The organism is Rhizobium sp. Root1212 (genome assembly GCF_001424985.1).
Taxonomy (GTDB): Bacteria; Pseudomonadota; Alphaproteobacteria; order Rhizobiales; family Rhizobiaceae; genus Pararhizobium.
Genome location: NZ_LMDA01000024.1, coordinates 253,743 through 279,003, shown reverse-complemented (window position 1 = coordinate 279,003; position 25,261 = coordinate 253,743). Strand labels below are relative to the sequence as shown.

19 protein-coding genes are annotated in these 25,261 nt (G+C 61.1%); 9 read left to right on the top strand and 10 right to left on the bottom strand.

Annotated elements, in window-relative coordinates:
• Positions 1 to 188 precede the first annotated feature (188 nt).
• The gene (locus ASC86_RS26950; RefSeq protein ID WP_056325856.1) at positions 189 to 2,435 is read right to left on the bottom strand and encodes a M10 family metallopeptidase; all 2,247 of its coding nucleotides are present in this window, start codon (positions 2,433 to 2,435) and stop codon (positions 189 to 191) included.
• 179 nt (positions 2,436 to 2,614) lie between these two features.
• Here ASC86_RS26950 and ASC86_RS21120 point away from each other — a divergent pair, with 179 nt between their 5' ends.
• Positions 2,615 to 2,875, top strand: coding sequence for a hypothetical protein (locus ASC86_RS21120; RefSeq protein ID WP_056325853.1), 261 nt, complete (start codon positions 2,615 to 2,617; stop codon positions 2,873 to 2,875).
• Positions 2,876 to 3,527: 652 nt separating this feature from the next.
• Positions 3,528 to 7,340 (top strand): vitamin B12-dependent ribonucleotide reductase, encoded by a 3,813-nt coding sequence (locus ASC86_RS21115; protein ID WP_056325988.1) that lies wholly within the window; start codon positions 3,528 to 3,530, stop codon positions 7,338 to 7,340.
• Between the two features lie 454 nt (positions 7,341 to 7,794).
• Here the strand turns inward: ASC86_RS21115 and ASC86_RS21110 are convergent, their stop codons facing one another.
• From ASC86_RS21110 to ASC86_RS21100, 3 genes are all read right to left on the bottom strand, one after another.
• The gene (locus tag ASC86_RS21110; protein ID WP_056325849.1) at positions 7,795 to 8,193 is read right to left on the bottom strand and encodes a VOC family protein; all 399 of its coding nucleotides are present in this window, start codon (positions 8,191 to 8,193) and stop codon (positions 7,795 to 7,797) included.
• Positions 8,194 to 8,245: 52 nt separating this feature from the next.
• Positions 8,246 to 9,289, bottom strand: a complete 1,044-nt coding sequence (locus ASC86_RS21105) for a murein L,D-transpeptidase family protein (protein WP_056325985.1) — start codon at positions 9,287 to 9,289, stop codon at positions 8,246 to 8,248.
• Positions 9,290 to 9,405: 116 nt separating this feature from the next.
• Positions 9,406 to 10,422 (bottom strand): LacI family DNA-binding transcriptional regulator, encoded by a 1,017-nt coding sequence (locus tag ASC86_RS21100; protein WP_156387144.1) that lies wholly within the window; start codon positions 10,420 to 10,422, stop codon positions 9,406 to 9,408.
• Positions 10,423 to 10,652: 230 nt separating this feature from the next.
• Between ASC86_RS21100 and ASC86_RS21095 the strand changes: the two genes are divergently transcribed.
• The 7 genes from ASC86_RS21095 to ASC86_RS21065 all read left to right on the top strand — a co-directional run bounded on the left by ASC86_RS21095 (position 10,653) and on the right by ASC86_RS21065 (position 17,360).
• Entirely contained in the window at positions 10,653 to 11,633 is a 981-nt protein-coding gene (locus ASC86_RS21095; protein ID WP_056325843.1) for an ABC transporter substrate-binding protein, read from the top strand.
• A gap of 81 nt (positions 11,634 to 11,714) precedes the next feature.
• Positions 11,715 to 13,229, top strand: coding sequence for a sugar ABC transporter ATP-binding protein (locus tag ASC86_RS21090; protein ID WP_056325981.1), 1,515 nt, complete (start codon positions 11,715 to 11,717; stop codon positions 13,227 to 13,229).
• Positions 13,226 to 14,224, top strand: coding sequence for an ABC transporter permease (locus ASC86_RS21085; protein WP_082510352.1), 999 nt, complete (start codon positions 13,226 to 13,228; stop codon positions 14,222 to 14,224). The genes ASC86_RS21090 and ASC86_RS21085 overlap by 4 nt, the downstream gene beginning before the upstream one ends.
• Before the next feature lie 7 nt (positions 14,225 to 14,231).
• On the top strand, positions 14,232 to 15,212 hold the full coding sequence (locus ASC86_RS21080; protein WP_056325837.1) for an ABC transporter permease: 981 nt from the start codon (positions 14,232 to 14,234) through the stop codon (positions 15,210 to 15,212).
• 163 nt (positions 15,213 to 15,375) lie between these two features.
• Positions 15,376 to 15,966: a hypothetical protein gene (locus tag ASC86_RS21075; RefSeq protein ID WP_056325835.1), complete on the top strand. Its 591-nt coding sequence runs from the start codon at positions 15,376 to 15,378 to the stop codon at positions 15,964 to 15,966.
• A 150-nt stretch (positions 15,967 to 16,116) separates the two neighbouring features.
• Positions 16,117 to 17,046 carry a DnaJ C-terminal domain-containing protein gene (locus tag ASC86_RS21070; RefSeq protein ID WP_056325832.1) on the top strand — a complete coding sequence of 310 codons (930 nt, stop codon included), beginning with the start codon at positions 16,117 to 16,119 and terminating at the stop codon, positions 17,044 to 17,046.
• On the top strand, positions 17,043 to 17,360 hold the full coding sequence (locus ASC86_RS21065; RefSeq protein WP_056325829.1) for a chaperone modulator CbpM: 318 nt from the start codon (positions 17,043 to 17,045) through the stop codon (positions 17,358 to 17,360). Before ASC86_RS21070 ends, ASC86_RS21065 begins: the two co-directional genes overlap by 4 nt.
• A gap of 147 nt (positions 17,361 to 17,507) precedes the next feature.
• On the opposite strand, the gene ASC86_RS21060 is transcribed toward ASC86_RS21065, so the two are convergent.
• The 6 genes from ASC86_RS21060 to ASC86_RS21035 form a co-directional block, all read right to left on the bottom strand.
• Positions 17,508 to 18,401, bottom strand: a complete 894-nt coding sequence (locus ASC86_RS21060) for a cytochrome c1 (protein ID WP_056325826.1) — start codon at positions 18,399 to 18,401, stop codon at positions 17,508 to 17,510.
• A gap of 32 nt (positions 18,402 to 18,433) precedes the next feature.
• Positions 18,434 to 19,708: a cytochrome b N-terminal domain-containing protein gene (locus ASC86_RS21055; protein WP_056325823.1), complete on the bottom strand. Its 1,275-nt coding sequence runs from the start codon at positions 19,706 to 19,708 to the stop codon at positions 18,434 to 18,436.
• Positions 19,709 to 19,722: 14 nt separating this feature from the next.
• Positions 19,723 to 20,301 carry a ubiquinol-cytochrome c reductase iron-sulfur subunit gene (gene petA, locus ASC86_RS21050; RefSeq protein ID WP_082510350.1) on the bottom strand — a complete coding sequence of 193 codons (579 nt, stop codon included), beginning with the start codon at positions 20,299 to 20,301 and terminating at the stop codon, positions 19,723 to 19,725.
• 378 nt (positions 20,302 to 20,679) lie between these two features.
• Positions 20,680 to 22,548: an ABC transporter ATP-binding protein gene (locus ASC86_RS21045; RefSeq protein ID WP_056325818.1), complete on the bottom strand. Its 1,869-nt coding sequence runs from the start codon at positions 22,546 to 22,548 to the stop codon at positions 20,680 to 20,682.
• A 177-nt stretch (positions 22,549 to 22,725) separates the two neighbouring features.
• A complete protein-coding gene (locus ASC86_RS21040; RefSeq protein WP_056325815.1) occupies positions 22,726 to 23,094 on the bottom strand; it encodes a hypothetical protein in 369 nt (122 codons plus the stop codon).
• A gap of 22 nt (positions 23,095 to 23,116) precedes the next feature.
• Positions 23,117 to 24,973 (bottom strand): ABC transporter ATP-binding protein, encoded by a 1,857-nt coding sequence (locus ASC86_RS21035; RefSeq protein ID WP_056325812.1) that lies wholly within the window; start codon positions 24,971 to 24,973, stop codon positions 23,117 to 23,119.
• Positions 24,974 to 25,261 lie beyond the last annotated feature (288 nt).

Genomic DNA, 25,261 nt, shown 5'->3' with positions numbered 1-25,261 from the left:
CCGTTGATATTGCCTACTCCAAGCAGGATGAGTTTTTCTATCGCGCTGAAACCCGCCAACGACCGTGAACATCTTCATCGTGTCGGTCGCGCCTTCCTCNATGTTCTTGCCGGAAGTGCCGGTGATCGTGTTCACGAGCCCGTTGCCGGTGCCGTTGATATTGCCTACTCCAAGCAGGATGAGTTTTTCTATCGCGCTGAAACCCGCCAACGACCGCGTGATCGTCGAGGTGATCGTGTCGATCCCCGAACTGTCGGAAACCATGTCGTTTTCAGCACCAAGGACGTAGGTATCGTCCCCCGCGCCGCCGACCAGCCTGTCAAGACCCAACCCACCGTCCAGGATGTTCTTGCCGGAAGTGCCGGTACCATGTCGTTTTCAGCACCAAGGACGTAGGTATCGTCCCCCGCGCCGCCGACCAGCCTGTCAAGACCCAACCCACCGTCCAGGATGTTCTTGCCGGAATTGCCGGCGATCGTGTTTGCCAACCCGTTGCCGGTACCATTGATGTCCCCCGTCCCCAGCAACGTCAGGTTCTCGATCGTGCCGAAAACGACCAGCGAACGCGTGATCGTCGAGGTAATTGTGTCCGTTCCCGAACTATCGGAAACCGTGTCGTTTTCAGCACCGAGAACATAGGTATCATCACCCGCGCCGCCGTCGAGTGTGTCGGCATCCGCGCCGCCGTCGAGCGTGTCATTGCCGGCTCCGCCGAAGAGCTTGTCCGTTCCTCCCCCGCCGTTCAGTTGATCGTTGCCGGCCCCGCCGGCGTCGATCTCGACAGGGTTGGGCAAGACGATGCCAAGCGTGTAGACCGTGCCGCTGGGAATGACCGCTCCCCCGGAGCCGCTGCTGGTGTAAACGCCGACCTTTACGAAATATTGCCCCGGCGTCGTCAGCGTGAAGGCGATAAAACTTTTCCAATCGACGGTGGAGCCCGTGTCACCGGCATCCGTAACGGAATCATCGTTGTAGGCGAGCAGATTGCCGTCGGCGTCGTAAAGTTCGATGTAGGTGTCCGTCCCGCCATCGATATCCAGCGTCACCTGTCCCGGCGCCAGCACATCGAAACTGTACCAGTCGAAATTGCCGTCGCCCGTTCCCGTGATCGTGACGCTCGGGTTCGTATCCGAATGCTCGACATTCGCATCCGTGTGCGGGCCGATCGCCGATGTCAGGCTTCGCGCCGTCTCGCGCGTATTGTTGGTGGCGGCGGCATTTTCCGTAAACACTCCTGCCCCCGAATAGGTCGCGACAGGTGTCCGGAAATCGCCGAAAAGCGTATCGGCGCCGTCGTTGCCGTTCAAGATGTCATCGTCACCACGCCCGACGAGCACGTCGTCGCCGCCATTGCCCGTCAGCTTGTTCCTGCCGACATTGCCGGCGATTTCGTCATTGCCGGAGCCGCCATTGGCATTTTCGATGAGAGAGCGCAGATCGCCCTGATAGAGCAACGCATTATAGACATTACCGTTCGCATAAGCGCCGAGGCCGAGATAGGCGCGCTCAGTCTGCGAAACGAGAGACCATCCTCCCGGCGCCAGATCGATGAAGGCATTGTCGGTATAGTTGGCGAAATCATAGGTATCTTCGCCGCCGCCGTCCCAGATCGTTAGGAACAGACGGTTCGACGCGGCGGAAACACCATCCCCCGGCTTGCCTTGCCCGGTGCCGTTGACGAACATCTCTCCTGTGGTCGCAGACCAAGTATAGGTCGTTGCCTCCGAATGGGTGCTGAAATTGGCGCCGTAGAGATACTGGAGCGCTGCGACATCGTACATCATCAGCGTCTGAGCGTAGCCAAATTCTTCGTTGGTGTATCCGTTCGTCAAGCCGCCGACAAAACTGCGGTAGGTCATCACCGAAAATTCCATCCCGTCGCGATCATGCGGGATGGCAAACTTGAAACCATCGATATCCGTGCCGGCATTGTGCCCGTGGCTGAGGCCCATGGCATGGCCGAGTTCGTGGATATGCGTCGCCCAGGCGTAAGTGCCGACCTGCGGCGTGCGGTAGTCATAGTTGTCTCCGAACCAGACGTCGCCGCCGGAGACCCCCTGGCTCAGGAGCGGAAAATCGGCAACCCTTGCCGTCGTCAGGTCGCTGCCGTCGAACATGTTCGTCTGGCCGATCGTTATGTCGGAACTGCCGGCCGGATCGGCAGCGAGTGATATGTCGATATTGGCGATCTGGGAGTAGGAGCCGAAGGTGAAAAGCGCCGTGCCGGAAGAAGCCGTCCCCTCCAGAATGGACTGGATCGCGTTCTGCTGTGTCGCGCTGATCTGCTGAGACCCGTCGATCGCGTAGGGATAGGTGCCGAAATCGCTGAGCGCATCGGCAAAGCTGTAGGTGATCGGCCCGCTCCATTGCGTGCCGTAGAGAATGCCATCGATATATTGGTTGCCCGAAGGGGTCGAGGAAACTGCAATGCTCATGACTTCCCTCGAAATTCTTAGATGAAAAGATTAAAGAGGCCCGCAGCATCGTTCTGCGGAAAACAATCTGCCCGGACGCTGAAACGAAGTGACCGGAAACGCATGCATGAGAAATGTGCTATATTCTGCGTAGCTAATACCACCATCACGGCGGACGCTATAAAAAAAGAGAGGTTCGAGTGATCAAAATCGCGGCATTCGGCACCTATTCGCTTGCGCTGGCCTGCTGCCTCCTCGTTTCCGGCATTCTTTACGCTGAGGAGAAGAACATGCTACCGCCACCGCGCGACCCCACGACCGCCATTCGGGAAGAATACGATATGGCGCTTCGAAGCAACACGCCGGAGGCCTGGCGGCGGTTTATCGCGCGCCACCGTGGCCACCCGCTGGCCATCGAAGCTTCCGACCACTTGCAGAAGGCTCAAAACGGTAATCCTTGAGGATGCCTGCCACGCCACCTCTGCCCCCAGGCAGATCGATACCGAATCACCTTTTCCCCAGTTCACAGTTTTGCCGCCCTGGCTATTGCAGGAGATCGGGAGCCACCTTCCCTGCGGCTTTTCATCACTGATTTTTTGGGTTTCGGTTAATCCATTCCCTGAGCGGCGTGAAACTTTCGGCGGAAACGCCTGATTTTACAGGCGTCGCCCGCTGTCCCCGTTTTCCACAGTCACCAGACACAAGATATAGGGTTAAAAATTCCGTCACAGACCAGCCCTTGACGGAATCGGGTCCTATGGCGTTAATGGTTTCCACGTTGCGGCGGCGACGGGACCGGAATGTCACGAGGCCGGTTCGTATCAAAAAGATCGTTATCGACAATTGCCCTCCGGTGGATGACTCGCTGGCGGGAACGGTAATGATTTGTGATCCCCAGCGCCCTCCGCGATCGCAACAAAAACTGGCGTAAAGAAGTTGTTGATACTATATTTAGTGTTTGCAGCCAAAATCAGCACAAGATAAAGGGTGCCCTCGAGAGGGTTTCCCACGAAAAACGGAAACGGACACTGGCTGCGCAACAGGATGTGCGGCCGGATGGGACTTATTGTGCCGGGCGCTTTCCCGGTTGCGGCAACAAAGGACAAGGGACAGATGAAGATCGAACGTCGTTTCACCAAGCCCGGCCAATCGGCCTATGCGGAAATCGAATTCCGCAAGGCGGTCAGCGAAATCAAGAACCCGGATGGCTCCATCGTCTTCCGGCTCGCGGATATCGACGTGCCGGCGCAGTTCTCCCAGGTTGCCGCCGACATCCTCGCCCAGAAATATTTCCGCAAAGCCGGCGTCCCGAAGAAGCTCAAGAAGGTCGAGGAAAATTCCGTTCCCTCGTGGCTGTGGCGCTCTGAAGCCGACCTCGCCGCGATGAAGGATCTCCCCAAGGAAGAACAGTACGGCTCCGAGACGGATGCCCGCCAGGTTTTCGATCGTCTGGCAGGCACCTGGACCTATTGGGGCTGGAAGGGCGGCTACTTCGCTTCCGAAGACGCGGCCCTCGCCTTCCGCGACGAACTTGCCTACATGCTCGCCACCCAGCGCGTCGCGCCGAATTCGCCGCAGTGGTTCAACACCGGCCTGCATTGGGCCTATGGCATCGATGGCCCCGGCCAGGGCCACTTCTATGTCGATCCCTTCACCGGCAAGCTGGTCAAATCCAAGTCGGCCTATGAGCATCCGCAGCCGCATGCCTGCTTCATCCAGTCCGTTGGCGACGATCTGGTCAACGAAGGCGGCATCATGGACCTGTGGGTGCGCGAAGCCCGCCTGTTCAAGTACGGCTCCGGTACCGGCTCCAACTTCTCCTATCTGCGTGGCGAAGGCGAAAAGCTTTCGGGCGGCGGCAAGTCCTCCGGCCTGATGAGCTTCCTGAAGATCGGCGACCGCGCTGCCGGCGCCATCAAGTCCGGCGGTACCACCCGCCGTGCGGCCAAGATGGTCGTCGTCGATATCGATCACCCGGATATCGAGGAATACATCAACTGGAAGGTCAAGGAAGAGCAGAAGGTCGCCGCCCTCGTCACCGGCTCCAAGATCGTCGCCAAGCACCTGAAGGCGATCATGAAGGCCTGCGTCAATTGCTCTGGTGATAACGACGCCTGCTTCGACCCGAACGAGAACCCTGCCCTGAAGCGCGAAATCCGCGCCGCCAAGAAGGATCAGGTACCGGAAAACTACGTCCAGCGCGTCATCCAGTTCGCAAAGCAGGGCTACAAGGATATCGAATTCAAGACCTACGACACGGACTGGGATTCGGAAGCCTATCTCACCGTCTCCGGCCAGAACTCCAACAACTCCGTCTCGTTGAAGGATGACTTCCTGCGCGCTGTGGAAGCCGATGGTGACTGGAACCTCACCGCTCGCAAGGACGGCAAGGTGATGAAGACGCTGAAGGCCCGCGACCTCTGGGAAAGCATCTCCTATGCCGCCTGGGCATCGGCCGATCCGGGCCTGCACTTCAACACGACGATGAACGACTGGCACACCTGCCCGGCTGCCGGCCCGATCCGTGCGTCCAATCCGTGCTCGGAATACATGTTCCTCGACGATACCGCCTGCAACCTTGCCTCGCTGAACCTGCTTCAGTTCAAGGATGCAGCGACGAAGAACATCAACATCGCCGACTATGAGCATGCCGTCCGCCTCTGGACGCTGGTTCTCGAAATCTCCGTCATGATGGCGCAGTTCCCGTCGAAGGAAATCGCCGAACTCTCCTACGAATACCGCACGCTCGGCCTCGGTTACGCCAATATCGGCGGCCTGCTGATGTCCTCCGGCATCCCGTATGACTCGAAGGAAGGCCGCGCCATCGCCGGTGCCCTGACCGCGATCATGACCGGCGTTTCCTACGCGACCTCGGCCGAAATCTCGGCCAAGCTCGGCCCGTTCCCCGGCTTCAAGCCGAACCGCGACAACATGCTGCGCGTCATGCGCAACCATCGCCGCGCCGCCTTCGGCGAAACCGCCGGCTATGAAGGCCTGTCGGTCGATCCGGTTGCCCTGCTGCACGCCGATTGCCCGGATCAGGACCTGATCGTCCATGCCAAGTCGGCCTGGGATCTCGCCGTCTCGCTCGGCGAGAAGCACGGCTACCGCAACGCCCAGGTCTCCGTCATCGCGCCGACCGGCACGATCGGCCTTGTCATGGATTGCGACACGACCGGCATCGAGCCCGACTTCGCACTGGTGAAATTCAAGAAGCTCGCCGGCGGCGGCTACTTCAAGATCATCAACCGCGCCGTTCCGGAAGCCCTGCGCACGCTCGGTTACTCGGAAAGCCAGATCGCCGAGATCGAGGCCTATGCCGTCGGCCACGGCAACATCAACCAGGCCCCGGCGATCAACCCCGGCTCGCTGCGCGCCAAGGGTTTTTCCGACGACAAGATCGAGGCGATCAACGCCGCGACCAAGGCTGCTTTCGACATCAAGTTCGTCTTCAACCAGTGGACGCTCGGCGCCGACTTCCTGAAGACCACGCTGAAGGTCTCCGACGAGCAGCTGGCCGACATGAGCTTCAACCTGCTCGAGCATATCGGCTTCTCGAAGAAGGACATCGAAGCCGCCAACATCCACGTCTGCGGTGCGATGACGCTGGAAGGCGCGCCGTTCCTGAAGGCCGAGCACCTGCCGGTCTTCGATTGCGCCAACCCCTGCGGCAAGATCGGCAAGCGTTATCTGTCGGTCGAAAGCCACATCCGCATGATGGCGGCTGCCCAGCCGTTCATCTCGGGCGCGATCTCCAAGACGATCAACATGCCGAACGAAGCAACCGTCGAGGACTGCAAGTCCGCCTACATGCTCTCCTGGAAGCTGGCGCTGAAGGCCAACGCGCTCTATCGCGATGGCTCGAAGCTGTCCCAGCCGCTCAACGCCTCGCTGATCGAGGACGAGGACGACGAGGATGCGCTGGAGGATTTCGTCCAGCAGCCGGCAGCCGCCCAGGCCGTCACGGTCACGGAAAAGATCATCGAGCGTGTGATCGAGCGTGTCACCCGCGAGCGTGAAAAGCTGCCGAACCGCCGCCAGGGCTATACCCAGAAGGCGATCGTCGGCGGTCACAAGGTCTATCTGCGCACTGGCGAATTCGGCGACGGCCGCCTCGGCGAAATCTTCATCGACATGCACAAGGAAGGCGCCGCTTTCCGTGCGATGATGAACAACTTCGCCATCGCCATCTCGCTCGGCCTGCAATACGGCGTGCCGCTGGAAGAATATGTGGAGGCCTTCACCTTCACCAAGTTCGAGCCGGCCGGCATGGTTCAGGGCAATGACGCGATCAAGAACGCCACGTCGATCCTCGACTACGTGTTCCGCGAACTCGCCGTTTCATACCTGAACCGCCACGATCTGGCCCATGTCGATACGTCGGACTTCTCCAACACCGCACTCGGCAAGGGCATCCAGGAAGGCAAGACCAACCTGATCTCCACCGGCTGGACCCGCGGCCACAAGCCGACGCTCGTCCAGGGCGGCATCGACCGCGCCAGCGGCGAGCCGAAGGGCTCGGCAACCGCCGCTCCCGCCAAGGCATCGTCGGGCGGCACGGTCACGGCCTTTGCCGGCAGCGCTGCCCGCAAGATCGAAACGACGCTCGCCGTCTCCACCTCCGAAATCGTCGCCTTCAAGCGCGATTACGAAGAGCGGGCTGCAGAACTGGCCGAAGAAATCTCGGAAGAGACGACGGAAGTCGAGACCACCAGCGAGGTAACCGCCCTCTTCTCCGACAAGGCCGCCGCCGAAGCAGCCGCCGCCAAGTCGGATGCCAAGAAGCTGGAAGCCGAGCGCCGCATCCGCTCGATTGCACAGGGCTACACGGGCAACATGTGCTCCGAGTGCCAGAACTTCACGATGGTTCGCAATGGAACTTGTGAAAAGTGCGACACGTGCGGAGCGACGAGCGGTTGCAGCTGAGCAAGCTGAAATAATTTTCGCCATCCTTTACAGGCCCGTGGCAACCACGGGCCTGTAGTCTTTTCAGCGTACTAGATTCTCTATCCTCATATTAAATCACTTGCGAGATACACGTGGATACACGCGAGTACACCTGACACACCGTCAGACGCTCTCTAAAGGTGTGCTCGGTTAGTGGCCAGTAAAAATAAAATGGTCCACACTCCCATGTATAGCTGAGGGAGGAAAACCATGATGATTAGTTGCAAAGATGAAAACGGAGACCGCTGGACGTTTCATCAGGACGTAGACGGCTGGCATTGGCAACGATTTACGCCGAATGGCAGGCTGATCGGAAAATCTCACCAAGGTTATGCTGCTCGATACTCATGTATTCGCAATGCTCGTCGAAACGGCATGAACGGCGCCCCTTGTAACTCCCAGGTACAAGCGCTTGCGTTCCAAAAGCGCTACTTCAAATGCTGGACGGCGGCCTATGGTCGTTGATCTCGATCCAGTAGCCGTCCGGATCTTGCACGTAAATCTGGCGAAACCCATTGCGATGCAGACCGATCTTGCCGGGATTGCCGGGCCAATCGGTAAAGCTGATCTCAAGCGCGTTAAGATGCCCGACAAAGGCATCGAAATCGGCGGTGGACACCGCAACGTGGGTATCCTTCGTCACATGCGTTGCGCCAAAATCGTTTTGAATAAGATGGATGGCATCGCCACCGCCAATCTCCAGCCATTGCACGCCGGGGCTGCCGCTTCGCTCGATCGGCGTAAAGCCCATGACATCGCGGTAAAAAGCAGTGCTGCGCTCAACGTTGCGCACCAGTAGCGCGAAATGATCGAGCCCGAACCTGTAGCCCATGCCGTCCTCCCGTTGAAACATATCCTTGCGAGCAGCAGGGCTGCCGGTCTGTTTACTCGCCGGCAAACGGATCGGCCAAAGCCGCGTCCGGCCGGCTGATCGGATATTTGATGCCGGAGATGCTGGCTGCCAGCTTCTTGGCGCCTTCCTTCTTCAGAAGCGCGCGAAAACTCGGGTGCATGCCACCGTCCTGATAGGCGCTCATGGTCGAGGACGTCGGAAGAGCCTCGGTCATCGCGGTATCGATCCGCCGGTTTTCGGCATTGATCTTGGCGAGCGCCATCGGCTCCAGTTCGCGCGCGACCGGCGGGCAGGCACTGAGCGGGTCGCTCGGCTCGCCGCCTTCGAATTCCTTGTTGAAGACATAGCGGCTGCCGCAGACGGAAACCTTCGGCTGGCGCTTCGTTACCTCGAAGCTGTCATAGCCTTCCTTCAGCGTGCGCCAGAAGCTCATGTTCGGGTCGCCGCGATGCTCGGCCATGTTTTCGGCCGTCATATGGAAGGGATAAGCCTGGACCTGGAAACGCTCCTGCCCGCTCGCAAGCGCCTTGGCGACAACAGCGTAGATTTCGCCGACGCCCTGGTCGGTCATGGCGTAGCAGCCGGACGACGAGCAGGCGCCATGCACCATCAGCGCCTCGCCGCTATAGCCGAGCGCCGATTCCAGCCGGTTGGGATAGCCGAGATTGAAGGAGACGTAATACTGCGACTTCGGGTTCAGCATGCCCGCCGAGACATGATAGAACCCTTCCGGCGCCTGACGGTCGCCGGCCTTGGTCTTCGGCCCGAGCTTGCCGGACCAGCGGCACATCGGATAGGTCTTGAGCAACGCATATTGCCCCGACTTGTCCATCTTCCAGACTTCGAGTTCGCTCTCCTGCTTGAAGATGCGCACGAGAACCGGGCTTTCCGGCTTCATGCCCTTCCTTGCCATCTCGGCCACCATCTTCTTCGACAGGGTCGGCGGCGCTTCGGAGAGATCGTCGAGCGACATGCAGCCGGACAACGCCACGCCAAGCGCCAGCACGGCGGCCATGCGATGGAAAAGGGTGCGGAAACGCACCGGCCGGCTTTCGGCCCGGAATGGAACGGTCATGGTCTGCATCGGTACTCTATCGGGACAAATCGCGACGAAGTTTTGGCATTCGTCGATGAGACGTCATAAACGACGAAGCCTGTGCGAGACAATCCGCAGTTTTGGTGAACGGCCGGTTAAGATCCGGGCCTTGCGGTCGAGGTTCTGACGACCAGCGGGCCATCCACCTTCACCGTCATCGGCTTCAGCTTCTTCTTGTGCACCACCATGTCGATCAGGGCTTCGGCCGCCTTCTGCCCCATCTCGTAGTTCGGCAGCACCAGCGTCGAGAGCGGCGGGTGAGTGTAGCGCGCCAGTTCCTGGTCGTCATAGCCCATGACCGACAGGTCCTCCGGCACGCGAAAACCCTTTTCCGCGGCCGCTTCCATCACGCCGATCGCCATCAGGTCGTTGCCGCAGAAAATCGCGGTCGGCGGGTTCGGCATGGAGAGAAGATCGAGCCCAGCCTCGTAACCGCGCAGGGGCAGCCAGTCACCATCGCGCACGAGGCTTTCGTCGAAGGCGATATCGGCCGTCGCCAGCGCCTGCTTGTAGCCCTTGAGGCGGTCGACGGCCGCATCCATCCACGGCTCGCCATTGATAAAGCCGATCCTCTTGTGGCCGAGCGACGTCAGGTGGGCGGTCGCGGCGAAGCCGCCCGCCACCTCCCCCGGCACGATCGCCATCTGCTGGCGCGGCTCGGCATAGCAGTTCAGGAGGATCGTCGGGATGTGGCGCAGTTGCTTCGGCACATGCACCTTCCGCGTAAAAATAGTCGCATAGATCACGCCGATGATGGTCGGGTCGCGCAACACGGCGCGCAGCACCGCTTCTTCCAGATCGGGATTGGAGCGCGTGGCATGGGCGGAAACCAGAAACCCCTGCTCGAAGGCATAATCGCGCGCACCATCGAGACTGACGACCGGATGAGGGCTGGTGGAGATTTCATCGACGATGAAGGCGATCGTATCCCGCTCCACCGCGGTCTGCGTCGGCGGGTCGTGGCGCACCCCCGGTAATTTATAACCTATTTTATGAGCAGCCTCGAAAACCTTGGCTTGAGTCTCCGCCGAGATGCGCGAGCCTGACATTTCGTTGAGGACGAGCGACACGCTGGACTGGGAAACCCCGGCAATGCGGGCCACATCCGTCATTGTCGGCCGGCTTCCGCCATTTCCTCGTCCACCCTGGCCCCCACGGTCGTCCGACTTGCCCATGCGTCATACCCTCCCGCAGATTGCTGCAACGCAACCCGAATTTTCTGCAAGTGCTCATAAAATGACACTTGACTGCTAATATTATTAGCGACACCATCGCCCCATGTGAAGCACTTATCGCTCACTGCCGGTCGAGGAAACCGGAAAAATCGGGAGGAGAAACTGAGATGCCCGCATTCTCACGTCGCACATTCATGCTCGCAGCAACCGCGCTCGGCGCGATCACCCTTGCCGGCGCAGCGCTTGCCGAACTGCCGGCGCTTGCCAAGAAAGACACCTACAAGGTCGGCTTTGCCCAGACCGAATCCAACAACCCCTGGCGCATCGCCCAGACCGACAGCATGAAGGCCGAAGCCGAAAAGCGTGGCTTCCAGCTCGTCTATACCGATGCCGCCGGCTCGGCCGCCAAGCAGGTCGCCGACGTCAACTCGATGATCGCCCAGGGCGTCGACCTGATCTTCCTTGCGCCGCGCGAAGAAAAGCCACTGATCCCCGCCGTCATGGCGGCGAAGAAGGCCGGCATTCCGGTCATCCTGCTCGACCGCAGCGTCGATCCGTCGCTCGCCAAGGCCGGCGAAGATTACCTCACCTTCATCGGCTCCGACTTCATCCAGGAAGGCAAGCGCGTCGCCGAATGGCTGGCGAAGAATGCCAACGGCAAGTCCAAGATCATCGAGCTTGAAGGCACGACCGGCTCCTCGCCGGCAAACGACCGCAAGAAGGGTTTCGATGAAGCGATCACGGCGGCCGGCGGCTTCGAGATTGTCGCATCCCAGACCGGCGACTTCGCCCGCGACAAGGGCCGCCAGGTGGCAGAAGCCCTGCTGCAGGCACATCCGGATGCGGATATCATCTACGCCCATAACGATGAAATGGCGATCGGCGCCATCTCGGCGATTGAGGCTGCCGGCAAGGTGCCGGGCAAGGACATCCTCGTGCTTTCGATTGACGGCGGCAAGGAAGCCGTTCAGGCTGTCGTCGATGGCAAGATCGCGGCGGTGGTGGAGTGCAATCCGCGTTTCGGGCCGAAGGCTTTCGATACGATGATGAAGTATGCCGGTGGCGAGAAAATCGAGCCCTGGGTCATCAACGATGACAAGTTCTACGATAGCTCCAACGCGGCTGCCGAACTCGCAAACGCATACTGACGTCCCAAGCTGAACGACCCGGCCGGGATGGTTTCGCCTCCCGGCCGGCATTTTCATGCACAGATGATGAGGCGGATCGGCATGTTGCTGTCCATGCAGGGCATTTCAAAATCCTTTGCCGGCATTGCCGCGCTGCAATCGGCATCGCTGGAGATCGGCGAAAGCGAAATCATGGCCTTGGTCGGCCAGAATGGCGCGGGAAAATCCACGCTGATCAAGATATTGACCGGCGCCTACCAGCGCGACGAAGGCACCATCCGCTTTCAGGGCAAGGATGTGAGCTTTTCGAGCCCCGCCGAAAGTCAGGCCGCCGGCATCGCGACGATCTATCAGGAAATCAACCTTGCGCCACAGCGCTCGGTCGCCGAAAACATCTATCTCTCCCGCGAGCCGCGCCGTTTCGGCCTGCTCGACCGCAAGGCGATGCGTGAGGGTGCGGCAAAGGTCCTCAAGGTTTTCAATCTCGATATCGATGTCGATCTGCCGGTGGCGCGGTTCAATGCCGCGACCCGCCAGATGGTGTCGATCGCCCGCGCCGTGACCCAGAATGCACGCCTGCTGATCATGGACGAACCCACCTCCTCGCTCGACGAGCGCGAAGTGGAAATCCTGTTCCGCACCATCCGCACCCTGAAACAAAACGGCGTTGCCGTCGTCTTCATCGGCCACCGGCTGGATGAACTCTATGCGATCTGCGACCGCGTGACGATCATGCGCGATGGCCATACGGTGGCTGTCAGCGCCATGAACGACATGCCGAAAATGGAACTGGTGCGCCACATGCTCGGCCGCGAGCTTGCAGCCTTCCAGGCACTCGCCCGCGATGCCGGTTCCGACGATGCCCGCCCCGTTCGGCTCGAACTCAAGAACGCAGGCTCGGGACTTCGCGTCCGCGATGTCGATCTGTCGATCCGCCAGGGCGAGATTTCCGGCCTCGCCGGCCTGCTCGGCTCCGGCCGCACGGAGACGGCGCGCATCATCTTCGGCGTCGACAGGCTGGAACGTGGCAGTCTGCATTTCAACGGAAGCGAACGCAACTATGCCGAACCTGCGGCCGCCATTGCCGATGGCATCGGCCTCGTCTCGGAAGACCGCAAGGTCGACGGCATCATTCCCGACATGAGCATCCGTGAGAACATGACGCTGGCACTGCTGCCGAAGCTGAAAAAGGCCGGCATCGTCGATCGCGCCCGGCAGGATGAGATCGTCTCGCGTTTCATCCGCTCGCTCGGCGTCAAATGCGCCTCGCCGGACCAGCCGATCAAGGAGCTTTCCGGCGGCAACCAGCAGAAGGTGCTGCTCGCCCGCTGGCTTTGCACCGACCCGAGCGTACTGATCGTCGATGAGCCGACCCGTGGCATCGATATCGGCGCCAAATCCGAAATTCTCAAGCTCCTGCGCAGCCTCGCAGACGAAGGCCTGAGCGTGCTGATGATCTCTTCCGAACTCGAGGAACTGCTGGCCGCCGCCGACCGCGTGACCGTGCTCAGCGACGGCATGTCGGTCGCGGTGCTGCCGCGCCAACAGCTTTCCGAACAGAACCTGCTGGCGGCCATGGCCCACCAAATCGACGGCGCTTCCGGTGAACTGGCATGACAATGACCGATACTTCGCTCAAACCCACGGCCACGACTGCCTCCCCGCTGCAGCTTGTCAGCCGCTACGGCGTGTTCGTCGCCTTCCTGGCCCTGCTCGTCTTCAACATCGCGGTCACGCCGAATTTCCTGTCGTGGCAAACCCTCAACGTCAATCTCACACAGGTCGCGACCATCGTCATCGTCGCGACCGGCATGACGCTTGTCATCGCAACAGGCGGCATCGATCTTTCCGTCGGCTCGCTGATGGCGATCTCCGGTGCCCTGGCGCCGATGATCTTCATGGGCAAGCTGCTGCCAATCGACAACATGGCGCTTGCCGTCACCCTCGCCTTCATCATTCCGGTGCTGGTGGCCGCCGCCTGCGGCTGGTTCAACGGCTTTCTGGTGACGCACTTCAGGATTCAGCCGATCGTCGCCACGCTCGTTTTCTTCATCGCCGGCCGTGGCATCGCCCAGGTAATGACCAACGGCAACCTGCAGGTTTTCAAGAACCCGCCTTTCCAGTTCATCGCCATGGGCCATATCGCCGGCATCCCGGCGCAGGTCGTGCTGATGGTGGTGATCGCAATCCTTGCCTATTGCCTGATCCGTTTCACCGTGCTTGGCCGTCAGATCATCGCCGTCGGCGGCAATGAGAAGGCCGCGCGCCTCACCGGCATTCCAGTGCGCCGGGTCAAAACCTTCGTTTATGTCATCAGCGGCGCGCTTGCCGGTATCGCCGGCCTGATCGTCGTTGCCCGCAACTCCGCAAGCGACGCCAATCTCGTCGGCATGGGCATGGAGCTTGATGCCATCGCGGCGGTCGCGGTCGGCGGCTCGCTGCTCACCGGCGGCCGCGCCAACATCTTCGGCACGCTGATGGGCGCGCTCGTCATCCAGCTGGTGCGCTATACGCTGCTCGCCAATGGCGTGCCGGATGCGGCCGCCCTCGTCGTCAAGGCCGGCCTGATCGTCGTCGCCGTCTTCATCCAGCAGCGCGCCGACAGGAGCTGAGGAAAACATGTCCGCCTTCTTCAAATCCTTCGCTCCGAAATCCTCCGGCGATCTTGCCCGGATCGGCGTGCTCATCGCGCTTGCTGCCCTCATCCTGTTCGGCGCGCTGCGCTACGACAACTTCCTGTCGCCGTTCAATATTCTCAGCTTCTTGCGCTACAACTCGATGTTCGCGCTGATTGCGCTCGGCATGGCGCTGGTGATCATGACCGGCGGCATCGATCTTTCGGTCGGCGCGGTTGCCGCCCTCGCCAGCGTCGTCTCGGCGCTGCTTTCACCCATCAGTTGGTATGCCGGACTTGCCGGCGGCATCGGCGCCGGGCTGATGGTCGGGCTCCTCAATGGCCTGGTCATCACCAGGCTGCGCATCCAGCCCTTCATCGCCACCCTTGCCGCCATGCTCGCCGCCAACGGCACGGCGCTACTGCTCGCAAACAACCAGTCCGTTTCGGTGTCCTATGACACCGGCTTCACAGTCATCGGCCAGGATGATTTCCTCGGCTTCCCCATCCCGGCCTGGATCGCGCTTGCCGCCTATATCCTCGGCTGGCTCTTCCTCGAACGCTCGCCCTCCGGCCGCCATGTGCTGGCAATCGGCGACGGCGAGCAGACGGCGGCGCTGATGGGCCTGAAGGTGGAGCGTACCCTGCTGGGCGTCTATGCCGTCTCCGGCCTGTTGGCGGGCCTTGCCGGCGTTATCCTCGCCGCCCAGTTCGGCGCCGGCCAGCCGACAGAGGGCGTGGGCTGGGAGCTGTTCGCCATCGCCTCGGTCGTCGTCGGCGGCACGCTGCTGACAGGCGGCTCCGGCTCGGTCGGTGCAACGCTTGCCGGGGCGCTGCTGCTTGGCATGGTCTTCAACGTCCTCAATTTCGAAAACGGCCTCGGCTGGATCTCGCTGTCCGCCTATTGGCAATCGGTGATCCGCGGTCTTTTCCTGCTGGTCGTCGTCGTGCTGCAGGCGCGGCTGACCTCAAAATCGACGGCCTGATAGCTCCGCGCAGAAACGCGGAAATATGGCGAGAGCGGCCCATCGGTGCTATGATGTCCTCATGCAACTCTGCTTCGCGCAGACGTATGTGCGACGGATTGCGGGCGGATGGGCTGCCTCGATCGGAAGCGGCTGTCTGCCCCTTTGGCAAGGAGGAGCCAGCATGTCTTTCATCCAGACGCCCGACGCATCCGCCAACGAAAAAGTCGCCAAGATCTATCACGACGCAGAAGTCGGCTACGGCTACCTGCCAAACATGACGAAGGCCTTCGGCCACCGCCCCGATGTGATGGAACGTTGGAGCGCCCTGCTTGCCGCCATCAAGACCCACATGGACATGCGGCGCTACGAACTCGTCACGCTCGCTGCCGCCAAGGAACTGAAAAGCTCCTATTGCATGCTGGCGCACGGATCGGTGCTGATGCGCGACGTCTTTTCCGCCGATACGGTGCGCAAGATCGCCGAGAACGTCGAGACCGCCCCGATCGACGACACCGAACGCGCCATCATGCAATTTGCCGCCAAGGTGGTACGCGATGCCGGCTCCATCGAAAAAGCGGATGTCGATATCCTCAAGAAGCGCGGGCTGAAGGATGCCGAGATATTCGACATCGTCGCCGCCGCCACGGTGCGCTGCTTCTTCTCCAAGACGCTGGATGCCCTCGGCGTCGAGCCGGATTCCGCCTATTCCGGCATGGCGGCTGACCTGCGGAAAGCGCTGGTGGTCGGCCGGCCCATCGAAAAACTCGGCTGAGAGTTTTTGCCATACCCTACCCTATTTTCTTCGCTGCGCTATTCTTGCAGTCACGCCCGAGCGCCACCACCTTTAAGGAAAGTGCGACGTCGCAATCAAGACACTTCCGCGGCGTCCATCTTCACCAAAAATCCGCCTGAGGGAGACTGAATGAGCCGCAATCTCTATGACGTTCTGGGCGTCAAACGCGACGCCTCCCAGAAAGAAATACAAAGCGCCTACCGCAAGCTCGCGAAGAAATACCATCCGGACCTGAACCCCGGCGACAAGGCTGCCGAAGAACAGTTCAAGACCGCGTCGTCTGCCTATTCTCTTCTCGAAGACGAGGAAAAGCGTGGCCGTTACGATCGCGGCGAGATCGATGAGACCGGTGCGGAAACCGCGCCGCGTAATTTCTATCGCGATTATGCCGGCAATGCGGATACGGCCGGCCGCTATGAAAGTGCCGGCGGTTTTGCCGATTTCGGAAATCTTGGCGATGAAGACATCTTCTCGACCTTCTTTTCACAGCGCGGCCGTAGCCAGGCCCAGGGGCCGATGCGCGGGCGCGACCTGCATTTCTCGATGGAGATCGACCTGCTCGATGCCGTCAACGGCGCCAAGCGGCAGATCACCCTTGCCGAGGGCGGCTCGCTCGATCTCAACATCCCCGCCGGCACCCGCGACGGGCAGACATTGCGCCTGCGCGGCAAGGGCAGCCCCGGCTATAACAACGGCCCGGCCGGCGATGCGCTGATCGAAATCCATATCCGACCGCATGCGCTGTTCAAGCCGGATGGCGACGACGTTCGCTACGAAGTGCCGGTATCGCTCGCCGAAGCGGTGCTTGGCGCCAAGATCAAGGTTCCGACCCTCGACGGTGCCGTCAATGTCACGATCGCCCCGAACTCCAATAGCGGCAAGACGCTTCGGCTCAAGGGCAAGGGCCTGCACAAGCGCGGCGGCGGCCACGGCGATGCCTATGTGACGCTGAAGATCATGCTTCCGAGCGAACCCGACCCGAAACTCACGGCCTTCGTCGAGGAATGGGCGAAGGGCCGTAACGACGATCCGCGCAAGGGCATGGGAGGCGGCCAGTGAACGACAGCGAATTCTGCGAACGGCTCGAAATCGAAACCACGGTCCTGAAGGTGTGGATCGAGCGCCGTTGGCTGGTGCCGCCGCAATCGGCGGGCCACCCCGATTTCGACGAGGCGGAACTTGCCCGCGCCCGCCTCATTCAGGACCTCGTCGGCCCGATGGGCGTAAACGATGATGGCGTCGATGTCGCCATGCAGCTCCTCGATCAGGTGCATGGCCTGCGCGCCCGGCTCAACCGGCTGGCGGAGGCCGTCCGCCGGCAGGATGCCGAGGTTCAGCGGCGTATTCTGGCAGTGCTCGATATCGATGACTGAATGATGGAATGCAAAAGCCCCGCCTCACCCTCCGTCGTTATCCTCGGCCTCGGAGGGGGAGGCTTTGGCCCCCGCTGACAAGAGCCGTCAAACGTAAAAAGGCGGCCCGGAGGCCGCCTTTTTCTTCTTTATCCCGTTAAACGGAAATCAATGTTCCTTGTTGGCGTAAACCGACTTCTTCGTCAGGTAGATCAGACCGGTGAAGATTAGCAGGAACACCATGACCATGAAGCCGGTGCGCTTGCGCTCTTCGAGGTGCGGCTCGGCAGCCCACATCAGGAAGGCGGCGACGTCGTGCGAATACTGCTCGACCGTCTGCGGCGAACCGTCGTCATAGGTTACCTGATCGTCCGACAGCGGCTTTGCCATGGCGAGTGCCGCGGCATTGGCGAAGTACGGGTTGTAGTGGGTGCCTTCAGCCACTTCGACGCCGGCCGGCGGGTCCTGGTAGCCGTTCAGCAGCGCGTGGATATAGTCCGGACCGCCTTCCTGGTAACCACCGACGATCGGGATCATGTCGATGAGGAACTGCGGGAAGCCGCGCTCGATGCCGCGCGCCTTGGCGATCAGCGAGAAGTCCGGCGGAGCCGCGCCGTTGTTGGCGGCGGCGGCTGCTTCCTTGTTCGGGAACGGCGACGGGAAGTGATCCGAAGGCAGCGCCTTGCGGGTGAACATCTCGCCGTCGGCGTTCGGGCCGTCCTGCACTTCGTAGTTGGCCGCGAAAGCCTTGACCTGGCCCTCGGAGTAACCAAGGCCTTCCAGCGTGCGGAACGACACGAGGTTCATCGAGTGGCAGGCGGAACAGACTTCGGTGTAGACCTTCAGGCCGCGCTGAAGCTGGCCCTTGTCATAGTGACCGAACGGGCCGGCGAAGGACCACTTTTCCTGGGCCGGATGCTTGATCGGGAAGTGCGGAGTACCGCCATGCTCTTCGGCGGCGGCGCCTTCCTTGTGCTCGCCCGATTCCTGGGCGAGCACCATGCCGGCGCCGAGGCCAGCGACGACGGCGAGCGACAGAATGCCTGTAACAAGCTTTTTCATTGTCTTGGGTTCCTTAATCTTCGCTCTCGACATCACGCAGCAACAGGCTTTTTCTTCGCAGCCTGCTGTTCCAGCACCGCTTCGGTGATGGAGTTGGGGATGCGCTTCGGGGTCTCGATGAGGCCGAGGACCGGCATGATCACCAGGAAGAAGCCGAAGTAATAGAGCGTACCGAGCTGGGACATGATGACGTAGGCGCCTTCAGCCGGACGCGAACCCAGCCAGCCCAGAAGGATGGCGTTGGCGACGAACAGCCAGAAGAACAGCTTGTACCAGGGACGGTAGACGGCCGAGCGAACCTTGGAGGTGTCGAGCCAGGGCAGGAAGAACAGCACGATGATCGCACCGAACATGACCAGAACGCCGCCGAGCTTCGAGTCGATCGGGCCGACATTGAAGGTGATGGCGCGCAGCATTGCGTAGAACGGCAGGTAGTACCATTCCGGAACGATGTGAGCAGGCGTCTTCAGCGCGTCGGCCGGGATGTAGTTGTCCGGGTGGCCGAGGAAGTTCGGCATGTAGAACACGAACCAGGCGTAAACGAGCAGGAACACGGAAACGCCGAGTGCGTCCTTCAGCGTCGCATAGGGCGTGAAGGGGACGGTATCGGTCTTGGTCTTGACCTCGACGCCCGTCGGGTTGGTCTGGCCGGTGACATGCAGGGCCCAGATGTGCAGGACGACGACGCCGGCAATCATGAAGGGCAGCAGGTAGTGCAGCGAGAAGAAGCGGTTCAGCGTCGGGTTGTCGACGGCGAAACCACCGAGCAGGAACTGCTGAATCCACTCGCCGACCCACGGGAAGGCCGAGAAGAAGCCGGTGATGACGGTCGCGCCCCAGAAGGACATCTGACCCCAGGGCAGAACGTAGCCCATGAAGCCGGTCGCCATCATCAGGAGGTAGATGACCACGCCGAGAATCCAGAGGATTTCGCGCGGCGCCTTGTAGGAGCCGTAGTAGAGACCGCGGCCGATATGCAGGTAGACGGCGATGAAGAAGAACGACGCGCCGTTGGCGTGCATGTAGCGCAGGAGCCAACCATGGTTGACGTCGCGCATGATCTTTTCGACGGAGGTGAAGGCGACGGTCGTTTCGGCGGCATAGTGCATGGCCAGAACGACACCGGTCAGGATCTGAACGATCAGCATCACCGACAGCATGGCGCCGAAGGTGTAGGCATAGTTCAGGTTGCGCGGAACCGGGTAGGAAATGAAGCTGTCATGGATAAGCCGCGGCAGCGGCAGACGCGAATCGACCCACTTCTCGATACCGGTCGTCGGCGCATAGGTTGAATGATCACCACTCATAATCAGTATTCCCCTCAACCGATCTTGATGACTGTGTCGGAAGTGAACGCAAAAGTCGGAACGGCGAGGTTCATCGGCGCAGGACCCTTACGGATACGGCCGGCCGTATCGTAGTGAGAGCCGTGGCAAGGACAGAACCATCCGCCGAAATCGCCGGCCTGGCCGAGCGGCACGCAGCCAAGATGGGTGCAGGAGCCGATCATGACGATCCAGTTTTCTTTCTCCTTGCCGGCAGAACGGTCAAGGTCGGTCGCCTGGGCGTCAGCCGGCAGGTTGGCGTTGCGGGCCACAGGGTCCTTGAGGTCCGTCAGGGCCACCGCCTTGGCTTCCTCGACTTCCTTGTCGGTCCGGTTGCGGATGAAGACCGGCTTGCCGCGCCACTTGGCCGTCAGCGACATGCCCGGCTGCAGGCTCGATACGTCGACTTCGATGGAGGCGAGTGCCAGCGTCGAGGCATCCGGCCGCATCTGGTCGATGAAGGGCCAGGCGACCGAAGCCGCGCCGACGACGCCCGCCATACCCGTCGCCAGGTACAGGAAGTCGCGGCGAGTGGGCTCGCCCAGGGTTTCGCTTGATGTCTCGTGTTCGCTCACGGCTAAACCATCCTCTCACGCAATGTATGCGGCAATCGCACTGTCCCCGGCGTTGATCCGCGCCCCGACCGCAGTTGAGCGAAAGAACAGCGCCAAATCAATAAGTCGGAGCAAGATTCGGGTAAAACTTTCATTTTTCCCTCCCCATGCCCCTCGGCCGGGCAAAATCCAGCGCTCCGAAAAGCGCAGATTCCCCGGCAATCCGGCGCGTTCTAAGCGTGATTGCAAGCTATGTCCAGCCTTGAGCCCGAGAGGTGGGCCACAATGTCGCGGGAAAACCGAAGCCAATGTTTACAAACTGCTTTTCCGCGTGAAATGCGCAACACTGCGTATATTCGCTTTAACTTGGAGAGAATCGGCGACGCTGGTAATCGCCGGTTACTCGGCCGCCGCATCCTGCGCCAGAAAACCGCCGGATTGGCGCGCCCAGAGGTCGGCATAGAGGCCGCCGCGCAAAACCAGTTCCTGATGGGTACCGTCCTCGACGATCCGCCCTTCCTCCATCACCACGAGCCGGTCGAGAGCGGCGATGGTCGACAGGCGGTGGGCGATGGCGAGCACCGTCTTGCCGTGCATCAGCCGGTCGAGATTGGACTGGATCGCGGCCTCGACCTCCGAATCAAGCGCCGAGGTTGCCTCGTCGAGAACGAGGATCGGCGCGTCCTTCAGCATGACGCGGGCAATCGCGATGCGCTGGCGCTGGCCGCCGGAAAGCTTTACCCCGCGCTCGCCGACATGGGCATCAAAACCCTTGCGGCCGTGCAGGTCCTCCAGCCGGGTGATGAAATCGAGCGCCTCGGCCCGTTTGGCGGCGTCGATCAGCTGGCGTTCGTCGGCATCGGGCCGGCCAAACAGGATGTTGTCGCGGATCGAGCGATGCAGCAGCGAGGTATCCTGGCTGACCACGCCGATATGGGCGCGCAGCGATTCCTGGGTGACGTCAGCGATATTCTGCCCGTCGATCAGGATCTCTCCGCCATTGATGTCGTAGAAGCGCAGGAGCAGGTTGATCAGCGTCGTCTTGCCGGCACCGGAGCGGCCGACGATCCCCACCTTCTCTCCCGGACGGATGGTGAGTGTCAGGTCGTCGATGACCGGCATGCCGCGGCCGTAGTTAAAGGCGACGTTGCGGAAGGCGATACCGGGGTTTTCGACCGTCAGCGGCTTTGCCCCTGCCCGGTCCGTCAGCGCGATCGGTTTGGAGATGGTTTCGGCGGCATTCTGCACCGTACCGATATTGCGCATGATGCCGTTGAACTGCACCATCATCCGGCTGAGCAGGAAATTCAGGCGCAAAACCAGCGCAAGCGTGAAGGCAACGGCACCGGCGCTGACCGAGCCCAACAGCCAGAGATGCACGCAGAGCGCCGCCATGCTGACGATCATCACGCCCGATAGCAGCGCCATCGACGCGCGAACGCCGGTGATGAAGCGGGTGAAGCGCAAGAGACTATTCTGATAGATCTCGAAGCCGCGGCGCATATAGCGGTCGTTGTCGTCGTCGCGGCCGAAAAGTTTCAGCGTCTGGATATTGCTGTAGGCATCGACGATGCGGCCGTTCAGCATCGAGGCGGCCTCGGCCGTCTCGCGCGAATGCAACCGGATGCGCGGCACGAAGAAGCGCGCCAGCACCGAGAAGGCAACGAGCCAGAGACCGACCACGATCGCCAGCGAGAAATCCAGCTGTCCGACCAGTACCAGCGTCGTCACCGCATAAATGCCGACGAACCAGACGCTTTCCATCAGCGAGGTCACGACATCGCCCGCCGCCTGCCCGCCGGACCAGACTTTTGTCACGAGACGGCCGGAAAAATCATTCTGGAAGAAGGAGACCGACTGGCGCGCGACATGCACGTAAGACTGCCAGCGCACCAGATTGTAAAAGCCCGGCGTGATGATCTGCTGATCGACCAGCGCCATCAACAGCGCCACGACGAAGCGCACGACGCCGATCAGCACCAGCATGCCGAACAGTTCGGCGCCATGCTGGGCCAGCAGCCCGTTCCAGCCATCCGACGGCTGGACAGTGCCGAGAATATCGACGATGCGCCCGACAAACCAGAACAATGCCGCCTCGATCGCGGCCGACAGACCGCCAAGCACCAGCATCGCCACAAACGGCGCCTTCGCCTGGCTGATATAGAACCAGATGAACGGAACGAGCTTTTCCGGCGGCTGCAGGCGCTCCTTCGGCTCGAAGGGCCGAATCCAGTTTTCGAAGTAGGAAAAGAGCGAACGCAGGAGCATGGAACCGATATAGGACGTTTGAGAAAACAGGCAAATTAAGTTTCTGTCATTCGTGGGGTGACGGAGGCTCCTCTTCAGCATTTCGACAAACACCATCACCCTCCGTCGTCATCCTCGGCCTTGTGCCGAGGATCTTCCAGCCTATCGCCGAGCAGAGAGTGTCGAGACGGCGCTCCATCACCCCGCCTGCTGGTAAAGGCAGAAATCGATCCCATACCCCAGCGCCGCCGCCAGCGACATCGTCGCAGGCTTCAGACCCAGGTTGAAATCCTCGACGTCGGCCAGATCGACATAGGCCGCGATGCGGATGCTGTGGCCGTGGCCGAAACCGCGCAACGTCGAAAGCTGCGCCGCATAGGCCTCGATATGGCGGCCGGCGAAACTTGCGGCATCGTCGGCTTCCGAAAGCTGCGGCGGTTCGGCGAGAAAGCCGCCATTCTTGCCCCAGCAGCATTTCCAGCCGGGATTGACGGCGGCAAAGGCGTCGGAGGCAGCACTGCGGTCACCTCCGACAAGGACATCGAATTCGAAACGGATCGCTTGCATGACGTCGTCTCCGGGAGGCGGCCTATTCAGCCGCCTCCTCCTTCTCGTCCTCATCGTCGGCAAGGAACCCGCCGGACTGGCGCGACCAGAGATCGGCATAAAGGCCCTTATGCGAAACGAGGTCCGCATGGCTGCCGGTCTCGACGATCCGGCCGCTGTCGAGGATGACCAGCCGGTCCATCTCCGTCAGCGTCGATAGACGGTGGGCGATGGCGATCACCGTCTTGCCGGCCATCAGCTCGAAGAGGTTTTCCTGGATCGCCGTCTCGACTTCCGAATCGAGCGCCGAGGTCGCCTCGTCGAGGATCAGGATCGGCGCGTCCTTGAGGAAGACGCGGGCGATCGCGATCCGCTGCCGCTGGCCGCCGGAAAGCTTGACGCCCCGCTCGCCGACCTGCGCGTCAAGCCCTTTACGGCCCTGGTTGTCTTCCAGAAGCTGGATGAACTCCCAGGCATTGGCCCGCTTGGCCGCGGCGATGATCTGCTCGTCGGTCGCATCCGGCCGGCCATAGGCGATGTTGTCGCGGATCGAGCGATGCAGCAGCGAGGTATCCTGCGTCACGACACCGATCTGGCCGCGCAGGCTGTCCTGCGTGACACCGGCAATATCCTGCCCATCGACCAGAATGCGGCCGCCTTCCAGATCATAGAAGCGCAACAGCAGGTTCATCAGCGTCGTCTTGCCCGCGCCCGAGCGTCCGACAAGGCCGATCTTCTCCCCCGGCCGGATGTCGAGGCTCAGGTTATCGATCACACCCTTGTTCTTCCCATAGTGGAAGCGGATGTTTTCGAAGCGGATTTCGCCCTTCTTGGCCGAAAGCCTGTCGGCATTCGCCCGGTCGGTGATGTCATGGGCCTTGGTCAGCATGCCCATGCCGTCATAGACGGTGCCGATATTTTCGAACAGCGCCGAGACTTCCCACATCACCCACTGCGACATACCGCTGATGCGCATGGCCAGCGACACGGCAATCGCGATCGATCCGATCGAGATCGTCGTCGTCAGCCACAAATGGATGCCGAGGCTGGCGATCGCAAAAAGTGCAAGGCAGTTGTTGGTATAGACCAGGATATGAAACAACGTGACCTTGCGCATCTGGCGATGCACCGTCTGCAGGAACTCGTCCATGCTGTCCTTGGCATAGGCCTCTTCGCGCCCCGCATGCGAAAACAGCTTCACCGTGGCGATATTGGTGTAGCTGTCGACCACGCGGCCCGTCATCATCGAGCGCGCATCCGCCTGATCCTTCGAGATCTTGCGCAGGCGCGGGACGAAATAGGAGACGATGCAGATATAGACCACCAGCCAGACGACGAGCGGCGCCAGCAGCCGCCAGTCGGCCGCCGCCACGACGATCAGCATCGAGACGAAGTAGCTGACGACATAGACGAAGACGTCGAGGATTTTCATCACCGTTTCGCGAACGGCAAGCGAGGTCTGCATCACCTTTGTCGCGACGCGGCCGGCAAACTCGTTGGCAAAGAAGGTCATGCCCTGCCGCAAGAGATAGCGGTGCATCAGCCAGCGGGCGATCATCGGGTAGTTGCCGAGCAGCACCTGATGCATGACCAGCGAGCCGAGCGCCACCGCACCCGGCAGGCCGACCAGCACGATCGCCCCCATCCAGAACAGCCTCGTGCCTTCCGTCTGCAGGAACGTCGCCCGGTCGGCGGTTGCCAGCCAGTCGACGAGGTTGCCGAGAAACTGGAACAGCGCGACTTCACCGATGGCGATCAGCGCCGAGCAGAGCGACATTACGGCAAGCCAAGGTGCTGCCGGCTTGGTATAGTGCCAGCAGAAGGCAAAAAGCCCCGTGGGCGGCGCCGCCGGCTCCGGCGCCGGATAGGGATTGAGGCGGGATTCAAACCAGCCGAACATAAGAAGGCTCCTCTACCGCACGCGCACCAATGGCGGGCGTGCAAAATTCAAAGGCGGGAGCGGGCAACCGTTCCGGTGCGCGGCGCTCCAATGGCGAAAGCGGAAAAACCCGCATTCGAAAGCGACAGGTCCGGGAAGAGCGGCAAACAAACGTGCGAACACAGCTGCCGGTTCATCCGGAGCGGCGGTTTCAAAGCGCGATACAAACTAACGTAAGGATAAGGCGCGAAACCGGTCAGCCCAAGAAGACTGAGGCCCAGAGGCGGGTGGTCATTCGAATGTTCATTC